This window comes from Mesorhizobium sp. WSM4806, assembly GCF_055811635.1.
This window is the reverse complement of sequence record NZ_JBVVQZ010000015.1, coordinates 151,196-169,081: the sequence shown is the minus strand read 5'-3', so window position 1 is coordinate 169,081 and position 17,886 is coordinate 151,196. Positions and strand designations below refer to the sequence as shown.

The window sequence follows — 17,886 nt, the reverse complement described above, 5'->3', positions numbered from 1 at the left end:
CGTGCTTCGATATTTTGTCTGGCGCATTGCCGTGATGGTTCCAACGCTGCTGGTCATATCGGCACTGGTGTTCACGATCATCGAACTTCCACCCGGCGACTATTTCGACAGCTATGTTGCCGAGCTTCGGGCTCAGGGCGAAGCGGTGGATTCCGATCGCATCGAGATGATGCGCAAGGACTATGGTTTCGACCAGCCACCGGTCATTCGCTACTTCTACTGGGTCGGCGGGATGCTGCGCGGCGATTTTGGCTATTCCTTCGAATATGAGCTGCCGGTCCGCGACGTCGTCGGGGACCGAATGTGGCTGACCGTGCTGGTTTCCTTCGTCACGATCATCTTCACCTGGCTCATCGCCTTTCCGATCGGCATGTACTCCGCCACGCATCAATACAGCTGGGGCGACTACGGCCTGACTCTCTTCGGCCTTCTCGGCCTTGCCATTCCGAACTTCATGCTGGCGCTGATCCTGATGTATTTCGCCAACATCTGGTTCGGCACATCCATCGGCCATCTCATGGACCAGCAATATCTCGGCGAGCCGATGAGCTGGGCCAAGGCGAAGTCGATCCTCGCCCATCTCTGGATTCCGGTCTTGATCATCGGCACCGGGGGCACGGCAAGCATGATCCGGCGGCTGCGCGCCAATCTTCTCGACGAGCTACACAAGCAATATGTCGTGACCGCGCGCGCCAAGGGACTTCATCCGTTCAAGGCGCTGGTCAAATATCCGCTGCGCATGGCGCTCAATTTCTTCATTTCCGACATCGGCTCTATCCTGCCGGCCATCATCTCCGGCGCCGAAATCACGGCGATCGTGCTGTCTTTGGAAACGACCGGGCCGATGCTGATCAAGGCGCTGCAAAGCCAGGACATGTACCTGGCAGGGTCGTTCCTCATGTTCCTCGCCTTCCTGACGGTCATCGGTGTCCTGATTTCCGACCTGGCGCTGGCGCTGCTTGATCCAAGAATTCGTTTGCAGGGCGGTAGCACCAAATGAGCACGCATTCGCCGCTGCCCGCTCCGGGTGCTCCGCTGCAACACTACGTTTCCACCGCGCCCTTTGACCTGGAGTCGGTCGAGGCGATGACGCCGGAGCAGTCGAAGGTCTTTCAGGCGTCGCAGTTGCGGCTGATGTGGTGGAAATTCCGGGAGCACCGGCTTGCCGTTATTTCAGGCATATTCCTGGCAGCGCTTTATTTCGGAATACTGATCTGCGAGTTCCTGGCCCCCTACAATCTGCACACGCGCAACATGGACTACATCTATTCGCCGCCGCAGCGGGTGCACCTGTTCCACAACGGCCAGTTCGTCGGGCCGTTCGTTTATGGCCGCCAGATGACGCTGGATATGGACACGCTCAAGCGGAACTACATCGAGAATCAAGATGATGTTCAGCGGATCCGTTTCTTCTGCAAGGGCGACAGTTATCGGTTCTGGGGCCTGATCGAAGGTGACAGGCATTTTGTCTGCCCTGCCGAAAACGGCCAGCTCTTTCTGGCCGGCACTGACAGGCTGGGGCGCGACGTGCTCTCGCGCATCATCTATGGCGCACGCATTTCACTGACAATCGGCCTCGTCGGCATCAGTTTCAGCTTCCTGCTCGGCATCGTCATCGGCGGACTGGCCGGCTATCACGGCGGTATATTCGACCTGATCGTTCAACGGATAATCGAAGTTCTGCAGTCAATCCCCAGTATTCCGCTATGGCTGGCTCTGGCGGCGATCATGCCGATAACCTGGAGTCCGATCCTGATCTATTTCGGCATCACCGTCATCCTCGGGCTACTCGACTGGACCGGATTGGCGCGGGCCGTGCGTTCGAAGCTTCTAGCGTTGCGCGAGGAGGATTACGTTCTGGCTGCGCAATTGATGGGCGCCAGAAGCAGCCGCATCATCGGGCGGCATCTCATTCCCGGCTTCATGTCGCATCTGATCGCGACGGCGACGATCTCCATACCCGGCATGATCCTGGGCGAGACGGCGCTGAGCTTCCTCGGGCTCGGCCTGAGGGCGCCGATAACCAGCTGGGGCATCCTGCTCACGGAGGCGCGCAGCGTCAGCGTCATCGCGTTCTATCCATGGCTGCTTTTGCCGATGCTCCCCGTCATTCTCGTCATCCTGGCGTTCAACTTCCTCGGCGACGGCCTGCGGGACGCCGCAGATCCCTACAAGTGAGATCGCTATTCCGCCGCGCGCCGGGCCACCCGCTCCACCCGGTATGATCCTGTCGGCAGCCTGTTCGGTTATTGCAGGGTTCATCGTTCGCCTCTATACGTGCCGGGACGCGATCGGCGGTTAACATGTCGCCCTCGGGTTTCACCCGTGAACCGCTCTGGTCGCGGGCATTGCTGATCTCTTGAGCTGGTTTCAGGACACACACGCATATGACTCGCCTTGAGAATTTCATCAGCAGGATGACCGCACAGCGCGACATTCTCGATCAGGTTTGCCCCGAGGTGGCGAAGATGGAAGGGCCGGTGCTCGAGCTCGGCCTCGGCAACGGCCGGACGTACCACCATCTGCGCGAGCGCCTGCCCGGACGCCGGATCGTGGTGTTCGACCGTGAACTTAGCGCACACGCCAGCTCAATTCCCGACGCTGAAGACTTCGTGCTCGGCGAAATACGCGAGACGGCGAAGAGGTTCATTGGCATCGACGCGGCTCTCGTTCATGCTGACATCGGCACCGGCTATGACGATCGCGACGCAGTGACCTCTACCTGGCTTCCCGATCTGATCGCGCGCCTGCTTCGCGTCGGCGGCTTCGCGGTCAGCGGCACGCCCCTCGACCACCCGCTGTTGCAACGCCTCCAGCCGCCGCCTTCGGTGCCCGCCGATCGTTATTTTGTCTGCAGGCGCGTGTGAGGGGCCGAGACGACCCAAACATTTGGCGGCCAAATCTTCGGGGCCAAATCTTCAGGGGATCATAAATACTGCTATCTCCCGCTCAATGCCGCGCAGCGAGACGTCGTGGGGCACGGGCGTCAGCGCGTTCCTGTGCAACAGATCGGCGGTGAGATTGTCGCCGACCACGGCACGAGTGGCGAAGATCGCCTGTGCATTGGCAAGGTTCTGGACCCGCGAAGCAATGTTGACCGTCTGGCCGAAATAGTCCTGTCGCTCGTTCATGGACACGGCGATGCACGGGCCGGCATGGACTCCGATCTTGAGCAGCAGATCCTCGCGCCCGCTCTTGTCGTTGAGCTCACGCATGGCATCGCGCATCCTGAGGGCCGCAGCAATCGCACGATCAGGCGTCGCGAAGGTCGCCATCACCGCATCACCGATCGTCTTGACCACCGCGCCTGCCTCCGCCGCAACGATCTCGTGCAGAACCTGGAAATGCACGCGCACGAGATCGAAGGCCGAAAGATCGCCCACCCGCTCGTAAAGCTCGGTCGATCCGCGCAGGTCGGTGAACAGGAAGGTCAGGCTGGTGATTTTCAGGCGCTGGTCGATGTCGAGCGTATCCGTGCGATAGAGATCGCGGAACGTCTGGTTGGTGAGCAGGCGCTTGGCGGTCAGGAAGGGCCGGCGTTTACCCAGGAGACCATGCAATTCCTGGCCGGCGATGAAGACCGTCGGCAGCACGCGTGTGTCGGTCCTGTTCTCCAGCGAAATGCGCAACGGGCCGGGTTGCATCTCCAGCGTCTGGTTCTGGACATGGTCGCGGTCGAAGACCAAAGAGAGGCTTCGGCGCTCTTTTGTTGGTTCGCCCTTCACGTCGATGAACTGTGCTGAATGGGTGACCGGCTCGAAGACGATGACGAATTCAGACGGAAGCTGTATGGGCAGAACCGCCTTTTCGCCGGGGGCAAGCTCGATATCCTCCAGCGAGAACGCTTCGATCTTTTTCGCGAAATCCTCTTCCGGCAGATCGACGCCGGACGCCCAGTAGATCTGGCGGTAATATTCCAGCAAGGGCAGTTCGTGTGGATTGTGGGCGGCAATCCTGCGCACGCGGGGACTGACGGTGAATGTCACCTCGACCATCTCGTCGAGGGTCGGCGAATAGCCCTCGGAGCACAGCGCGCAGGTGTATTCGTCCTTCTGCAGGGTTTTCAGCGTGGCGTTTGTGTCGAGCACGCCGCCACAGCCGGGGCATAGAACATTCCAGGAAATGTCGAAGATGCCTACCCGTGCCGCATGGAGAAAGGCGCTTATGGCGCGTTCCTCGTCGAGGCCATGCTTGCTGGCGAAGGCTGGCGCATTGATGCGGCAAAGTTCGCGGTCCTTGCCCTCCGCGATGGTTCGCTTGATCGCGTCGATTGCCTGCGGATCGACACCGGTCGATTGCCGCAGAAGCGAGAACAGATCCTGAGCTTCGTTCATCGTGCAGGCTCCGGAAAATGCGCCCCCGGAGGCGTCTTTGGTCCCAGTACTCCATCTTACTTCGAAACGCATCCTACGGCCAATCGAATAGATGGGCATGGTGACAGTTCAATTTCCATTCGGCGGATTTTCACCGGCCGCAAGCGGCACTATGATGGTCCATGGGGCATTCATCTTGGGGACTTTCTCCCATGCCGACATCCAACAACCCGCCATTTCCCGCGGCCCTGCGCCTATTCTCTGTGGTGGTCATCATCGTGCTGATCGTAGGCGCCGGCCTGTTTTTCGCGCCTGTGCTGGTCAAGCCGCGCTGGCCTTGGGCCGTCACGCCGTTCAATGCCCGCTTCCTCGGCGGCTTCTACACCGCCGAAATGGTCGTGATGGCGGCGCTGCTGGTCTGGAATCGCTGGTCGCCCGGCAGGCTCGTGCTCGTCATGGCCTTCATCTTCACCGTCATCGTGTCGCTGGCTTCGTTCATCAATCTCGGCTATTTCAACTTCGAGCGCAAAGCGCCCTGGCTCTGGTTTTTGGTCTATCTCGCTTCTGTCGCGGTATCCGGGCTGTTCCTGTGGAGGGCCAAGGCCCGTCCTTCTGCAAAAGGCGTGACCTTAAATCCGGCATGGCGCGGCTACATGCCGGTGGAATCGGCGATCCTTGGGCTCTATGGCCTAGGCCTGTTGCTGTTTCCCCTGACATTCGGCAGCCTCTGGCCATGGCCGATCGATGCCTTCCATGCTCAGGTCTACAGCGCCATCTTCCTGGCCGGTGCGGCCGGTGTATATCTCGTCTGGAGAAGCGCGCCGCGCGAGGAACTGCTGGTGCTCGGCCTGGCGCAGTTTCTCACTGGCCTGCTTGCCATCCTTGGCCTCGTTATCACCGACGCTGCGGTGCACCGGATTGACTGGACAGCGACCAGGACATTGTGCTGGCTCGGCCTTTTCGGCTGGATCGGCATCAGCGGCGTCTTCAAATTCTACGCCGCCTCTCGGTATTTTAGCTCGCAATCGGCGTCATAGGTTGAAGAGACCGCTGGATTTTCAGGTGACGTCCGGTGCATCGTGCCGGGCCGATCGCCTTTGCCGGGAAAGCCATGACCAGCACGACCTCGCCATCCCCAAAGAAAATCCAGCCGCAGCTCCGGTCCGTCCGGCTAAGCGATGCGGAGGCGCTTTGCGCTATCTTCAACATGCCGGGCTTCCGCTGGGGCACGCTCAGGATGCCCTTCGAGATGGTGGAGCAGGTGGAGCGGCGCATCGCCAAGTCCGGCCAGGAAACCACCTGGATCGTTGCCGAGTTGGACGGCAAGGTCGTCGGCCATGGCAGCCTGGTCGTGCAGGGTTCGCCGCGCCGTTCGCATATCGGCGAGATCAATATCGGGCTTGACGATGCCTTTGTCGGCAAGGGTATCGGCTCTGCCATACTTGGCGCGCTGCTTGACGTGGCCGACAACTGGCGCGCCCTGAAGCGAGTCGAATTGACCGTCTTTGCCGACAACGAGCCGGCCGTCCGTCTCTACACAAGCCACGGCTTCGAGGTCGAAGGCCGGCATGTGAAGGCCGGGTTTACCGACGGGCAGTACCACGACCTCCTGAGCATGGCCCGGCTGCGGTTCTGATATCCGCTGTTGTCTGGTCTCCCTTGGCGTTTGCACCGCAAGCGGCTAGACGGGACCAATGACCGCCGTCTTTGACCCAACCCCTACGCCTCCGGTGGAAATTCTGGCGGTGCTGTCGCTGCTCTGCCCGGAAGTCGTGCGTGACATCGAGCAGAACTGGAATGCGCCGGTTTCAGATTATGCCCGCCATGTGTGGCGGCCGGTGGCAAGGCCTGCATCGGGCCCGGCAATCGCTGCCCGCTCGATCCTGCGCGAAGTCCTGCATCAGCGCCTTGAGGTGTTCATGCAGCCCGAAGAGATCGGCAAGGCCCTCGAAGAATTCGAGCACAGACCGGTGATTCAGTCCGGCCTGCACTGCCTGCTTCTGATGGACCGGATCACCTTCGATGCCCTCCTGCTTGCCTGGCTCGGCGCGGTCGAAAACGGGCTGTCGGCCTTCTTCAGCTTCATGGGAACGACGATGACCATGGAGACAATTGGCCGGGAGGGGCCGGGATGGCTCGATGTCGGCGACGACAAGGTTAACCTGTTTGGAATGGGGCGCCACAAACTGTGCCGCAAAAGCGCCTGCGTGGCCGGTCCCGTCTCCCTCAACAAGCGCGCGCTCGAAGCGGTGGGCGACGAAACGGATGCCAGCCGCTGGCTGGGTACACTGCTTGCCAGCCAGGACAAGGTGTTTGGAACCGCCGCCGATGCGCTGATAGCCCTCAACGAGGATCTGGTCGCCGATTGGGATCGTTCCGGCATGGCCCAGCCGATTTTCATCGATGATCGGCTCGCCGCGGCTGCCATGGCGCGGCATCTGGAACATGACGGCAGCCTTGTTTCCAGGCTGCTCCTTGAGCCCGCAAGGCGCCAGCGTCTCGAACGTGCCTTGCAAGCAGCCGCATCGAGCCCATTTGGCAGGTTCCTGCCCAATGCCACGGCCTATTTCTGGGGCATCCGCGAGGAGCGCGTGCGCAAGCTCGTCCTCGAGAACGGGCACCTGATCGAGCCTGGCAGGCCGCATGGTCTTTCCATTCCGTTCGAGCGGCCGCATCTCAGGCAGGCGCTGCTGGACGGCGTGCTGCTGCCGAACTTGTTCCTGATGTTCCTGGTCCTTGCCATATTGCCGCGCGTGCGGGTTGTGGGCGGCCTGAGACAGATTGGTTATGTAGCGCTTTTCCACTCGATCCTGCTGGCTGCGCTAGATGAAAACGCGCCGGAAGAGCGCGATCTGGCTGCGGAATTGCAGGTTCGGGAAAATGCCTGGGGCATGCGGGTCATCGACGAAAAGATCTCGGTCCGCGAGCAGCTTGCCGGCCTGCCGGAAGGGGCGCTCTTCCCGGCCCTGCTCCGGCAATACCGTTTGCGGACGTTTGCCGAGGCGACCGACGACCTGAAGCTGGTTCGCGAAAACGCCCGATGGCGCAAGATCGGCCAGGCAGAGATCAAGGAGAACTGAGCCTACTTCAGGTTGATTTTCTGGTGCGCAACCGCAAGCGACGGCGATCTATCGGTGAGCCTCTGGCGTCTGATCCGGCCGCTTCCTCGGCGCTGATGCCTTTCGGGATTTCGACGACGGCTTCCGCCCTCGATCGGCAGCGCTCTGCCACCGGACCCACACGGATCGCTCGATGCCCATTTGCGCTGCCGCTTGCTGGTCGACGGCTATCGGTTCATTCTTGTGAACCTTGGCCGTGAAGTGCGTAGCGAGATCACGCCGTCACGGCCCCTAGTGAGGTCTTGTTCGATGGACTGCTCGGGCTGCGGTTTCGAGGTTGAGGGCGGTTACGCTTTCTGTCCGAGGTGTGGCAGGCGCCAGCCCGTGCCATGCGCCAGTTGCGGCTACCGCTGCGCACCTGATTTCGAGTTCTGTCCGAAATGTGGGGCAAGCGTCGGTGCGCCCGCAAAAGCCGTCGAACGGCCTGCTCCGACGCCAAGCCGGACCATTGTGCAGCCTTCTCGAACTCCGTCGCTGCTTCCGAACATCGAAAGCGAAGATGGGCAGTATCCCGTCTCTGACGCCGATCGCCGGACGGTAACGGTCCTGTTCGCCGACCTTTGCGGCTTCACAACACTCAGCGAGCAGCTCGACCCCGAGGTCATGCAAGCGCTGCAGAACGAACTGTTCAAGGAATTGACGGCGGCCGTGCGAAACTTTGGCGGTTTCGTCGACAAATTCATCGGCGATGCACTGCTCGCTTTGTTCGGTGCGCCGGTCGCGCATGAGGACGATCCGGAACGTGCGCTTCGCGCCGCTCTCGACATGATCGCCCGGACGGCGCGGCTCGGCGAAAGCACCCCCCACTCCGGCTCGCCTCTGTCGCTCCATATCGGCATAAACACTGGTCCGGTCGTCACTGGCGGATTGGGCGTCGGCACCGCCAAATCCTATTCGGTGACCGGCGATACAGTGAATACGGCGCAACGCCTGCAATCGCTGGCCGCACCGGGTGAGGTGCTGGTAGGCGAGCTCACTCACAGGCTGACCCGGCACGCCTTCTCTTACGAGTCGCTGGGTGATGTCGTGCTTCGCGGCAAGGCTGGCAGTGTGCTCGTCCATCGACTGGATGCACCGCTTGCGGCGCCGCGTGCAGCGCGTGGGCTCGAGGCGCTCGGCCTCAGTGCGCCGATAATAGGTCGTGGTGCGGAGCTCAATAGAATGCTGGCGAGCCTTGACCAGGCGTGCGGCGGCTCGGCCCAACTTGTCCGCCTCGTCGGAGAAGCCGGTATCGGGAAATCGCGGCTGGTGAACGAGTTCGTCGCCCGCGTCGGCGACGAGGATCGTTTTCGCAACGTCGCCGTGCGGCAGGCCACGTGCTCACCGCTGGGCGAACAATCATTTGGCGCCTTGGGCGCAGTGGTGCGCAGCGCTGCCGGGATGATGCAAAACGACAATGGGGACGAAATGCGGGGGAAGCTCGCAGGCTTGCTTGCCGATCTCGGCCTGCAGGGCGAGGAGGCGAAGCGGCTGATGCCTTTGCTCTACCATGTGCTTGGCCTTGGCGACCCCGATACCACCTTGCAGCATGTCGAGCCCGAGCAGCTGCGGCGGCAAATTCTCTACGCAGTCCGCACAATCATCGAACGGCGGCTTGCGTTGTCGCCGCTGTTGATTGTCGTCGAAGACCTGCACTGGGCCGACGCCGTGTCGCTCGAGGCACTACGTTTCGTGATGGACAGGTTAGTGCGCACGCGGTTGATGGTGCTGGTCACGCATCGTCCGGCGCCGGACAATGACCAGCTCGACTCAAGTCGGGTCAGTCACACAGCGCTGAGGCTTTCGCCCCTCAACAGCGATGACGGACGCAGCCTGCTGGCGGCGCTTTTCGGCGAGAGCTGGGTAAACTCCGCGGGAGGGCTTCTCGACCAGATCCTCGAGCGCGCGGGCGGCAACCCCTTTTTTGTAGAGGAGATCGTTCGCGGCCTTATCGATCGCGGTGTACTGATGCGCGAGGGCCAGCGATGGCGGACTGTGGCAGGCGAAGTGGCAACCGGCATTCCCGCCACTATCCAGGCAATGTTGCTTGCTCGCGTCGACCGGCTGCCCCAAGAGGCGCGCCGGTTGGCCCAGGAAGCCGCGGTAATCGGCCCGCGCTTCAATGCCACACTTCTGAAAACCGTCACAGCCGACCCTGGCCGGCTAGAAGCCGGCTGCGAACTGCTTTGCGATGCGGAAATCATCGAGGAAATTGCCGGATCAGGCTCGGTCTCGTCGCAAGGCTACCGCTTTACGCAAACACTGCTGCAGGACGTGATCTACCAGAATCTGCTCCTGCAACGCCGGACCGACATCCACGGGCGGGTCGGCGCTGCCTTGGAGCAACTGTGCGGCGACAAGCCGGAACGGCTCGAGGATTTGACCGTGCTCGGTTATCATTTCGCACAGAGCGCCGAGCGGGAGAAGGGCGCGCATTACCTGCAGGCGGCGGGCGATCGCGCTCGCATGATATACGCCAACGACGACGCCCTTCGTTTCTACGATCGAGCACTGACTGCGTTGGGCGCGATCGGGCAAACACCGCTCAAACTGGCAATTGCAGAGCGCATTGCCGATTTGAGCGGCCCGGTAGGCCGCCGCGAGATCGCGCACCACCACTACGAGACGGTGTTGCAGGCATACCGCGAGTCAGCCAATCGTGTCGCTTCGGCGCGAGTTTTGCGTAAGATCGGTCGGCTGCTCTGGGACGTCGGCAAGCGGGACAACGCAGAATCCCGCTATGCTGAAGCGGCAGCGCTCCTCGATGGAGCGGATGCTCCGATCGAGCAAGCGCAACTCTGGCAAGAACGTGGCCGACAGGCGTTCCGTAGCGGAGATCACGCTCTCGCGGTAAAATGGGCAGACGCGGCGCTGTATTGCGTACGCACTCTGACAACGGAGCATGTCTCCGAGGTAGGATGTGATGCCACTCTTGTGACCGCCGAGGCACTTAATACCAAGGCTGTTGCGCTGGCTCGCCTTGGGCGAAGCCGTGAAGCCGTGCGACAGGTTGAGCGTAGCATTGAATTGGCCGAAGCCGCCGGTCTACTGGGCGCGGCCTGTCGCGGCTACACCAATCTCGGCGTGCTTTACACGACTATCGATCCGGCACAGGCGATGGAGGTCTGTCGGCGCGGTCTTGAAGTGGCGCGCCATATTGGTGATTTGGGTTTCCAGGCGCGCCTTCTCGCCAATCTGGCTGTCGCTTGTTGTACTTTCACGGATCGCTGTCCAACGGAGGGCGTGCCTGCTGCCGAGAAGGCCATCGAGATCGACCGGGCGCTCGACCAGCGCGAGCACCTGGCGGTGCCGTTGATCGTGCTTGGGCAGATCCACCAGTGCCACGGCCGTCCGGAACTGGCGGTCGGCTTGTTCCACGAAGCACTGGACGTAGCCCGCGAAACGGGCGAACCCCAACTGCTGTTTCCGTGCTATGATGGTCTCGCAACGCTTAATCTCGACCTCGACAATCTGGCCGAGGCCGAACGCTACTTTTCCCTGGCGCAGGGCATATGCGCCCAGCACGGGCTCGACCCGGAAGCGCTTGTGGTGCTGCCTTTTCTCGACTAGCCGGGTTGGAGGTTGGAAATGTCCGCGCGTAGTGACTTGGTACCGCTTCAACCGGGCGACCGTGCGCCGAACTTGGTACTCGACGCCATTACCCAGGAAGGCAAGATCGCGCTTGACGACTATCGCGGACAAAAACCGGTGCTGGTCGGCCTGTTTCGAGGTCTGCATTGTGCGTTTTGCCGGCGCTATATCGCCGCCCAGGCGCGGCTTGATCCGGAGCTGCGCGAAAAGGGCGTGGAGAGCCTGACGGTGGTCAACACCCCGATCGAACGGGCGCGCCTCTATTTCCGCTACCACCCGATGCCGAATCTGCTTGCGGCCTCCGACCCTGAGCGCGCTTCACATCGTGCTTTTGGACTGCCCAATCTCGAATTCACCCAAAACGAGACGAACTGGCCGTACAAGGTCTCGATGGCAGCGGTAAAGGATATGCGGGTCGACGTACCAGGCGAGTTGCCCGGTCCTATGGATCCTATTGCGGCCACCGAAATCCTCAACAAGATGGACCATTACGAAGTGACCGAAGCCGACGAGCAGATGGTGGCAACGGGACACGGACAACTGGTCGGTCAGTTCCTGCTGGACCGGCAGGGGATCGTCCGCTGGAGCTTCACGGAGGTTCCAGAGGGTGGGCGATACATGTTTGGGGCGCCAAGCCCGCAGGAGCTGATGTCAGCCGTGTCCCAAGTCGCCCAATAGACTTGCGAACGAGGTAAGGTAAACGGGCGGGACACTGAAATGACACTGACGAGACGAGTTCACCGTTCTTCGAGCACGGCCTCGACCTTGGCTACAAAGTCATAGAGTGAGCGATCCCCGCGAATCTCGATGCGCGGAAGGTCGATGGGATCGCAATCGAGGTCCGCCGGCCCGTGTCTGCCGCCGAAGCCGATCCGATAGCCGCACTCCTTGGCCAGCCGGCCAAGCCGTCGGTCGGTGACAGAAAAGGGTGCCGCGAACGCCGTGGTTGGCCGACCGGTCCACCGTTCGATGAACATGCGAGAGCGCAGGAGCTCGGCGGCCAGGTCGGAGCTCGACAGACCATCGATGGCGCGATGCGTCGCCAGATGGCTTCCGAAGAACGCACCTTCGGCGGCGAGGCGTTGCACCGTCCCGGCGTCCATAAGCTGTGTCGGCGGACCGCTGTCGGCGTCCCACAGTGCACTTTCACCCACTAGGTCCGTCACCAGGAACACTTCCGCGGTCAGGTCGTTCGCTCGCAAGATCGGCCAGGCATGGTCGGCAAAGTTCTGGAAGCCGTCGTCGAAGGTGATGAGCACTGGGCGGCCAGCGAAAGGTTGACGGCTGGCGATGAACCGTTCCAGCTGCTCGGACCTAATCGCGTGAAACCCATTGGCGCGCAGCCATGCCATCTGGCTGTGGAATGCGGCGGGCGTGAGCCGAAAACGGGCGAGCGCGGCCGGACCTTCATCGGCGACGCTGTGATACATGAGGACAGGGATACGCTGCCGCCGCTCGCTACGCGCAACGTCGCGGCGCAGGGCCCGCGCCCCGCCCCAGACGATATTTCGCGCGACGCCGATTTCGAGGCGCGCGCGGATTGGCGCATGATCGATCATCGGTTCCGTCGCCACCTCGTCCGGTGACAGGCGGCGGAAGCGGTCTATGCGATAGAGCTCGGTCTGGATCGATTGATCGAGGACGAGGCCTTCGGTCCCTGCCAGCGTCTCTGAGATCGCTTGTGCACCGAATGTGTTCCAGTCGAAGCCGGTCCTTTCAACATTGTCGCGTAATACGAATGCGTGTGCGTTGATGAAACTGCCGCCAGGCGCCAATGCCTCGACGATTTTTTTGGCGATGCGCCGCAACTCGGCGAGATCATCCAGATAGTAGAGCACTTCCGAACACACGATCAGGTCCATCTCACCAGGCAGCGTGTCCGCGCAGAAATCCAGTACGCCGAACTCAACATTCGGCTGATCGCTGCATCGCGCGCGCGCTCGCCCGATAGCGACGGCGGAGATGTCGGTTGCGGTCAAATGGGCCACTCGCGGCGCCAGCTGCCGCGTGAAGTGCCCCTCCGCGCAGGCCAGCTCGAGCGCCCGTCCGATCGGACCGGCAGGCAGAATTTCGAGCTGCCGCTCATACTTTTCCTGCTCATAGGACGAACCGTAGTTCCAGGGATCCTCGGTCGCGAAACGGCGATTCCAGAACGACCTGCGATCATCGTCGTGCCCATCCGCAGCCGATGCACGGCGCGGTGGTGCAAGCGGCTCTGTAGCTTCGGCGCTCGACCGAACCAGCCTCCGCGCTTCCGCGGCCAACCGCGCGAATTTGCCGAAGTGGCTGTGCCGATCGGACCGGCGTCCGGCGATGGACAACAATGCCTCGGCTGCAGATATGTCTGACATGTCGGCACGGGCGCCCTGTTGCGGGGCACGTACAGGCGGTCGCCTCGCAAGCCGTGCGGCACTGTGTATAAGCCGCTCAGGGGGCACGAAATCCCGGGCCAATTCAATCCAATGGCGCCTTGTCACTTTCCCGAGTACGCCGAACTGCACGACAGCCTCGATCTGGCCATCCATCATCAGATAGGCATAAATTTGGTCGATTCCTTCCGGAAGTTCGATCGAGGTCGGATTTCGAATATCGACGCGAATTCCAAGCGTCCGCGCCAGCCGGCGCGGCGCGGCAAGATCGTCGAAGTCGAGAAGCATTTCCTCAAGGTGATACTGGACGCGGCGACCCGCGACGGGATCGTCCCAGACCTTGCCGAGTTCGGTGATCAACTCGGTGAGGGAGCCGCCGAACCTGTCCCATCTGGCAGCCAATTGCGCTGGCACCGATAGGCTTCCTACCATAAGGCCATCGAAGGCCACCTTGGCGATCTCACGCGCCCACTTACGTCCTGCCGGGAGCGCGCGCAGGGTCTGCGGGCTGATCGAGCAGCGGCCGCTGCCGCAATCCGACGCGGCGTTCCACAACGCGAACCACGCGAGTGCTTCGGAAGCGGTGCGGCCGTTCGTTTCGATCGCACCATTGGCATGAGCCGATGCTGGCTTTTTGACCCTGGGATCAGGAGAAAAGCCGCGGGCGATCACGATTTCCGCATCGGCCAGCATCTGTGTCGAATTGCGGGTGAGCGAGTTGGGACTGGTCCGATAGAAAGCGAGCGACTCGTCGACCATCACCCAACGTTTGCCTAGACGTGCCAGGCGCTGCCACAGATCCCAGTCCTCGCAGGTGCGCAGCGAAACATCGAAGCCGCCCAACTCGACAATTGTCTTCCGGTCGACGAGCAGCGCGTGAGTGCGGATGGGGCAACGGCGCGCGAATGTTTCGAAGGGCTGGATCGCAACCTCCGTCGGGATGCTCGACGGGGTGAGTTCGCCATCGGGCATCACGCGCCGGGAACCGCAATAGGCGGTGACCGCATCGGGCGCGGCTTCAAGCGCGGCCAGCATTTTCGCAAGGAAGCCGGCGTCCACCCAATCGTCCGCATCCAGGAACATGAGCCAACGTCCGCGCGATGTCGAAATCCCGCTATTGCGCGCGCCCGCGGCGCTATACGCAGAAGCGCTCAACGTCCGAAACCGGGCATCGTGCTCCACATAGCCGGCGATGATCGCGGCGGTGGCGTCCGTGGAGACGTCGTCGACGACGATCGCCTCCCAATCCACTATTTCCTGATCGACAAGGCAATCGAGTGCGCGCGGCAGCGTTACCTCCGCGTTGTGCGCAGGAACCACGATTGAAACCAAGGGATTATGCGCCACGCCGTCTTACCCGCGCCTGGTTCGAAGGTAGAACAAAAGTCCCGAAACATAGCCGGCGATTTCCTGCCAAAGGAAACGGTCCTCAGCGACACTGCGTCCAAACAGTCTCCTGCGAACACTTCCGAGCCGCCGCGACGCCGCCATTTGGCTGCAGAGCGAGCTTGCTCCTGTCGTGCTACCGATGTTGGAAGCCGGGCGCAGCATTCGCATCCGTGCCGCCGAGCTTGGGCGCCAGCTGTCGCAGAGGGACGTCAAGGCCAAGCATGCCGCATACTCATGTCGTCGATCCCCGGAGTCGGCGCCATGACCACGAGCTGCGGTCCCTGGCATCGTGCAATAGCTATGGCAACCTGACGTCTTTTGCAATCGGGACGCAATAGATGCAAGCCCACTGAAGCGTTGGGGGGAATGACTGCAGTGATTGGGACTATTGCTCCCCTGCTATCGACCGCAACGCCTCGATTCCGAGGTGCATTCTCGAACAGCCACTCTCCGTGCGAAACAAGACCTTCCTTCTACCGTTGGGCCCGCATCGGAAGCTGATCGTCGCAGTATACAGCCGGGTGCGAGACAGTATGTGCACCGCCAGACCCGCTATTTTAGATACTTCTAATGAATATGCGCTACTTAATTGAGTTCCAAGTAGCTATAGACTGACATTGTATTACTAATTTCTATAGTAGATTTCGTCAAATGGTCGATTAGCTTAGCCGGTTATGCCTGCTATCACGAAGAGATGTGCGAGCGACGTAACTCGGAACCCGTTCATTTGCCGCTAGTCAAGAGATGTAAAAGGGACCCACGAATTGGCTTAAGCCAAGAAGATTCCGGCTTGCGATCCGGCTATTTTGCTGACATGTTTGGGCGTTTTTGGGTTTTGCACTGTGGCAGGTGTTCAAATGAAGGGGCATAAGGATGGCTAAGGAATCTTCGAGTACCGCTTCTTCGGCAAGTAAAGCGGACGAAAATCTGATAAGCAATGCAGATGGAAACGGGCTGGCCTTCATGGGGGTCCAGGCCCGCGAGAGCGGGGTGTCCGGCGACGCTGTAGGTGTCGACAAGATACGTGATCTGCTGTTCGGCAACCAGATGCAGGACTACGACCGCCGTTTTTCCAAGCTTGAAGAACGGTTCTTGCAGCGCTTCAAGGATGTCGAATCCGAGGCCAAGCGCAATCTTGAAATGTACGAGTCGAATGCAAAGAAGCAGGTCGAATCGCTCGCGGCGCAATTGCGGAACGAAAAAGATGCACGAGCGGAGGCCGACAAGGAGATTGACCGGAATCTTCGCGAGCAAAATCAGGCGCTTGAAAAGCAGGTGCGCGCGTTGTCGGATCAATTGAGCGAGCTTGAGCGCGAAGTCGCGGACCGGATAAATCGAAGCGATCAATTGCTGCGTGAGGAAATCAAGCAAAAGAATGAAAGCATTCAGATGCTGATTGAGAAAATGTTTTCCGATCTCAGCAACGTCAAGACCGACCGAAATCTTTTGGCCGGCCTGTTTGTCGAGGTTGCAAAATGTCTAAATCAGGATCCCGTCGGCAGCAAGCACAACTCGGAACGCAGCTGGAAAGTGAGTTGATCGGAACTTGACGTCGACCGTCGACCCAATCAGCCTTCCTCAAAGAGCAGCTTCGAACGATCCAGAGATTGATCGCGAGGCTCTGGCTAATCTTTTGGTCGAAATTGCTCGGAACGTCGATCCGGACTACCGTGCGCGTCTCTACGGAGTTCCAACCGCCGATCCTCGCATGGAGACGCTGCGCCAGTTGCTGGTCGGCCGCGAAATTTCGGAGCTTTCACGAGTTGCGCACCTGCTCGACGAACCTGAGCAGCTTGCGGCTGCAGTGGGGGGTGTTCTCCCCAGTGCAGCCGCACGTGCGCCTCATGCGCAACTCGGCGAGGCCCTTGCGCCAGCTGTCGAGAGGGCCGTGCAGCGGTCCATCCAGAAGAGCCCGCGCACGCTTACGGATATATTATACCCGGTGTTTCTGCCGGCAATTCGCAAGTCGATCGGGGAAAAGATCGATCAGACCTTTCAGTCGCTGAATGAAACTCTAAGACATATATTTACCTGGCATGGGCTCAAGTGGAGATTTGAAGCTTGGAGAACGGGTGCAAGCTTCTCAGAAGTTGTTCTTAAGCATTCTCTTGTCTATCGTGTAGAGCATGTATTTCTCATCAACCGCAATTCCGGGATTTTGATAGCGCATGTAACAGCCGATAATGCAACGAGCGAAGATCCTCAACTCATTTCTTCGATGCTTAGTGCTATTCAAGATTTTGTGAAAGACTCATTTAACGAGAGAGAACAAAGCGGCCTGGACACTATCCGTTTCGGAGAGCTTCGTCTCTGGTCGGAAGTTGGACCGTTTGCGACCTTGGTCGCGGTGATCCGGGGAAATCCGCCAGAGGAATTACATGAAATCGTTCGCGATGTGTTGTTTCGCATCCATGATGAATACTCCCAGGCTTTAGAGCAGTTTGACGGCGACAGTTCGCAGTTGGCCGGCATAGAGACGCAGTTGCAATCCTGCGTTGAACTGAAGCAGGAGGACTCAAACCAGGGATTTCCGTGGCTGGTGGTGGCTGCAGTCCTGCTGGTTTTGATTCCGGCAGGCGGTTGGTTCTTTCTTTCCTGGCAATCCGGGCAACGCTGGCAGGCCTATGTGTCGCGGCTGAGTACCCAGCCGGGCATCATCGTTGCCGAACAAAAGGTGCGCGATGGCCAATTCTATATTGCCGGCCTGAGAGACCCGCTTGCCGCCGACCCGCAGTCGCTGTTGTCCGGAACCCAGGTCGATCCCGCCCGCGTTCATTCGCAGTGGCAATTCTATCAGAGCCTTGAGCCGGAGTTCGTGCTGAAGCGGCTGAAGGCGTCGCTGACCCCGCCGAAATCGGTTCGGCTTTCGATCGTCGAGGATCGCATCGTTGCCGAGGGTGACGCTCCCGACACCTGGATAGATCGGGCACGCGCAGCGGCCCGACAGCTTGAGGCAGGCGGACCGGTATTCGACATCTCCAAGGTTCGTGATGTGAGCCCCGAAGCACGCGCGGCGGAGCACTGGCAGGCCTATGTGTCGCGACTGGGAACCCAGCCGGGCATCATCGTTGCCGAACAAAAGGTGCGCGATGGCCAATTCTATATTGCCGGCCTGAGAGACCCGCT

11 protein-coding genes and 1 pseudogene are annotated in these 17,886 nt (G+C 60.6%); 10 read left to right on the top strand and 2 right to left on the bottom strand.

The features are described from left to right. Position 1: 1 nt before the first annotated feature. From AC0L2M_RS22685 to AC0L2M_RS22675, 3 genes are all read left to right on the top strand, one after another. The gene (locus tag AC0L2M_RS22685; RefSeq protein WP_023797971.1) at positions 2–1,000 is read left to right on the top strand and encodes an ABC transporter permease; all 999 of its coding nucleotides are present in this window, start codon (positions 2–4) and stop codon (positions 998–1,000) included. Beyond that, positions 997–2,178, top strand: a complete 1,182-nt coding sequence (locus AC0L2M_RS22680; RefSeq protein ID WP_091594734.1) for an ABC transporter permease — start codon at positions 997–999, stop codon at positions 2,176–2,178. Before AC0L2M_RS22685 ends, AC0L2M_RS22680 begins: the two co-directional genes overlap by 4 nt. 209 nt (positions 2,179–2,387) lie before the next feature. Continuing rightward, a complete protein-coding gene (locus AC0L2M_RS22675) occupies positions 2,388–2,867 on the top strand; it encodes a class I SAM-dependent methyltransferase (protein WP_473535943.1) in 480 nt (159 codons plus the stop codon). 51 nt (positions 2,868–2,918) lie between these two features. Here the strand turns inward: AC0L2M_RS22675 and AC0L2M_RS22670 are convergent, their stop codons facing one another. Beyond that, the gene (locus AC0L2M_RS22670) at positions 2,919–4,334 is read right to left on the bottom strand and encodes a DUF5939 domain-containing protein (RefSeq protein ID WP_473535942.1); all 1,416 of its coding nucleotides are present in this window, start codon (positions 4,332–4,334) and stop codon (positions 2,919–2,921) included. 191 nt (positions 4,335–4,525) lie between these two features. On the opposite strand from AC0L2M_RS22670, the gene AC0L2M_RS22665 reads away from it, so the two are divergent. The 5 genes from AC0L2M_RS22665 to AC0L2M_RS22645 all read left to right on the top strand — a co-directional run bounded on the left by AC0L2M_RS22665 (position 4,526) and on the right by AC0L2M_RS22645 (position 11,680). Then, positions 4,526–5,350 (top strand): hypothetical protein, encoded by an 825-nt coding sequence (locus AC0L2M_RS22665; RefSeq protein ID WP_473535941.1) that lies wholly within the window; start codon positions 4,526–4,528, stop codon positions 5,348–5,350. 74 nt (positions 5,351–5,424) lie between these two features. Further along, positions 5,425–5,949, top strand: coding sequence for a GNAT family N-acetyltransferase (locus tag AC0L2M_RS22660; RefSeq protein ID WP_128168936.1), 525 nt, complete (start codon positions 5,425–5,427; stop codon positions 5,947–5,949). Positions 5,950–6,007: 58 nt separating this feature from the next. Continuing rightward, positions 6,008–7,393: a hypothetical protein gene (locus tag AC0L2M_RS22655; protein WP_473535940.1), complete on the top strand. Its 1,386-nt coding sequence runs from the start codon at positions 6,008–6,010 to the stop codon at positions 7,391–7,393. 288 nt (positions 7,394–7,681) lie between these two features. After that, positions 7,682–10,981, top strand: coding sequence for an ATP-binding protein (locus AC0L2M_RS22650; RefSeq protein WP_473535958.1), 3,300 nt, complete (start codon positions 7,682–7,684; stop codon positions 10,979–10,981). 18 nt (positions 10,982–10,999) lie between these two features. Continuing rightward, positions 11,000–11,680 carry a redoxin domain-containing protein gene (locus AC0L2M_RS22645; RefSeq protein ID WP_023797979.1) on the top strand — a complete coding sequence of 227 codons (681 nt, stop codon included), beginning with the start codon at positions 11,000–11,002 and terminating at the stop codon, positions 11,678–11,680. A gap of 59 nt (positions 11,681–11,739) precedes the next feature. On the opposite strand, the gene AC0L2M_RS22640 is transcribed toward AC0L2M_RS22645, so the two are convergent. After that, a complete protein-coding gene (locus AC0L2M_RS22640) occupies positions 11,740–14,718 on the bottom strand; it encodes a trifunctional glycosyltransferase/class I SAM-dependent methyltransferase/polysaccharide deacetylase (protein WP_473535939.1) in 2,979 nt (992 codons plus the stop codon). A gap of 915 nt (positions 14,719–15,633) precedes the next feature. Here AC0L2M_RS22640 and AC0L2M_RS22635 point away from each other — a divergent pair. Continuing rightward, on the top strand, positions 15,634–16,299 hold the full coding sequence (locus tag AC0L2M_RS22635) for a coiled-coil domain-containing protein (protein WP_031254520.1): 666 nt from the start codon (positions 15,634–15,636) through the stop codon (positions 16,297–16,299). Positions 16,300–16,306: 7 nt separating this feature from the next. Continuing rightward, positions 16,307–17,886: pseudogene (locus tag AC0L2M_RS22630) on the top strand (OmpA family protein); the annotation flags it as partial.

What these genes read in the sequence shown, in the direction of transcription:
- AC0L2M_RS22655 (WP_473535940.1), top strand. Translation starts at nt 6,008, where the DNA reads ATGACCGCCGTCTTTGACCCAACCCCTACGCCTCCGGTGGAAATTCTG.
- AC0L2M_RS22670 (WP_473535942.1), bottom strand. Translation starts at nt 4,334, where the DNA reads ATGAACGAAGCTCAGGATCTGTTCTCGCTTCTGCGGCAATCGACCGGT.
- AC0L2M_RS22675 (WP_473535943.1), top strand. Translation starts at nt 2,388, where the DNA reads ATGACTCGCCTTGAGAATTTCATCAGCAGGATGACCGCACAGCGCGAC.
- AC0L2M_RS22660 (WP_128168936.1), top strand. Translation starts at nt 5,425, where the DNA reads ATGACCAGCACGACCTCGCCATCCCCAAAGAAAATCCAGCCGCAGCTC.
- AC0L2M_RS22645 (WP_023797979.1), top strand. Translation starts at nt 11,000, where the DNA reads ATGTCCGCGCGTAGTGACTTGGTACCGCTTCAACCGGGCGACCGTGCG.
- AC0L2M_RS22680 (WP_091594734.1), top strand. Translation starts at nt 997, where the DNA reads ATGAGCACGCATTCGCCGCTGCCCGCTCCGGGTGCTCCGCTGCAACAC.
- AC0L2M_RS22635 (WP_031254520.1), top strand. Translation starts at nt 15,634, where the DNA reads ATGGCTAAGGAATCTTCGAGTACCGCTTCTTCGGCAAGTAAAGCGGAC.
- AC0L2M_RS22665 (WP_473535941.1), top strand. Translation starts at nt 4,526, where the DNA reads ATGCCGACATCCAACAACCCGCCATTTCCCGCGGCCCTGCGCCTATTC.
- AC0L2M_RS22650 (WP_473535958.1), top strand. Translation starts at nt 7,682, where the DNA reads ATGGACTGCTCGGGCTGCGGTTTCGAGGTTGAGGGCGGTTACGCTTTC.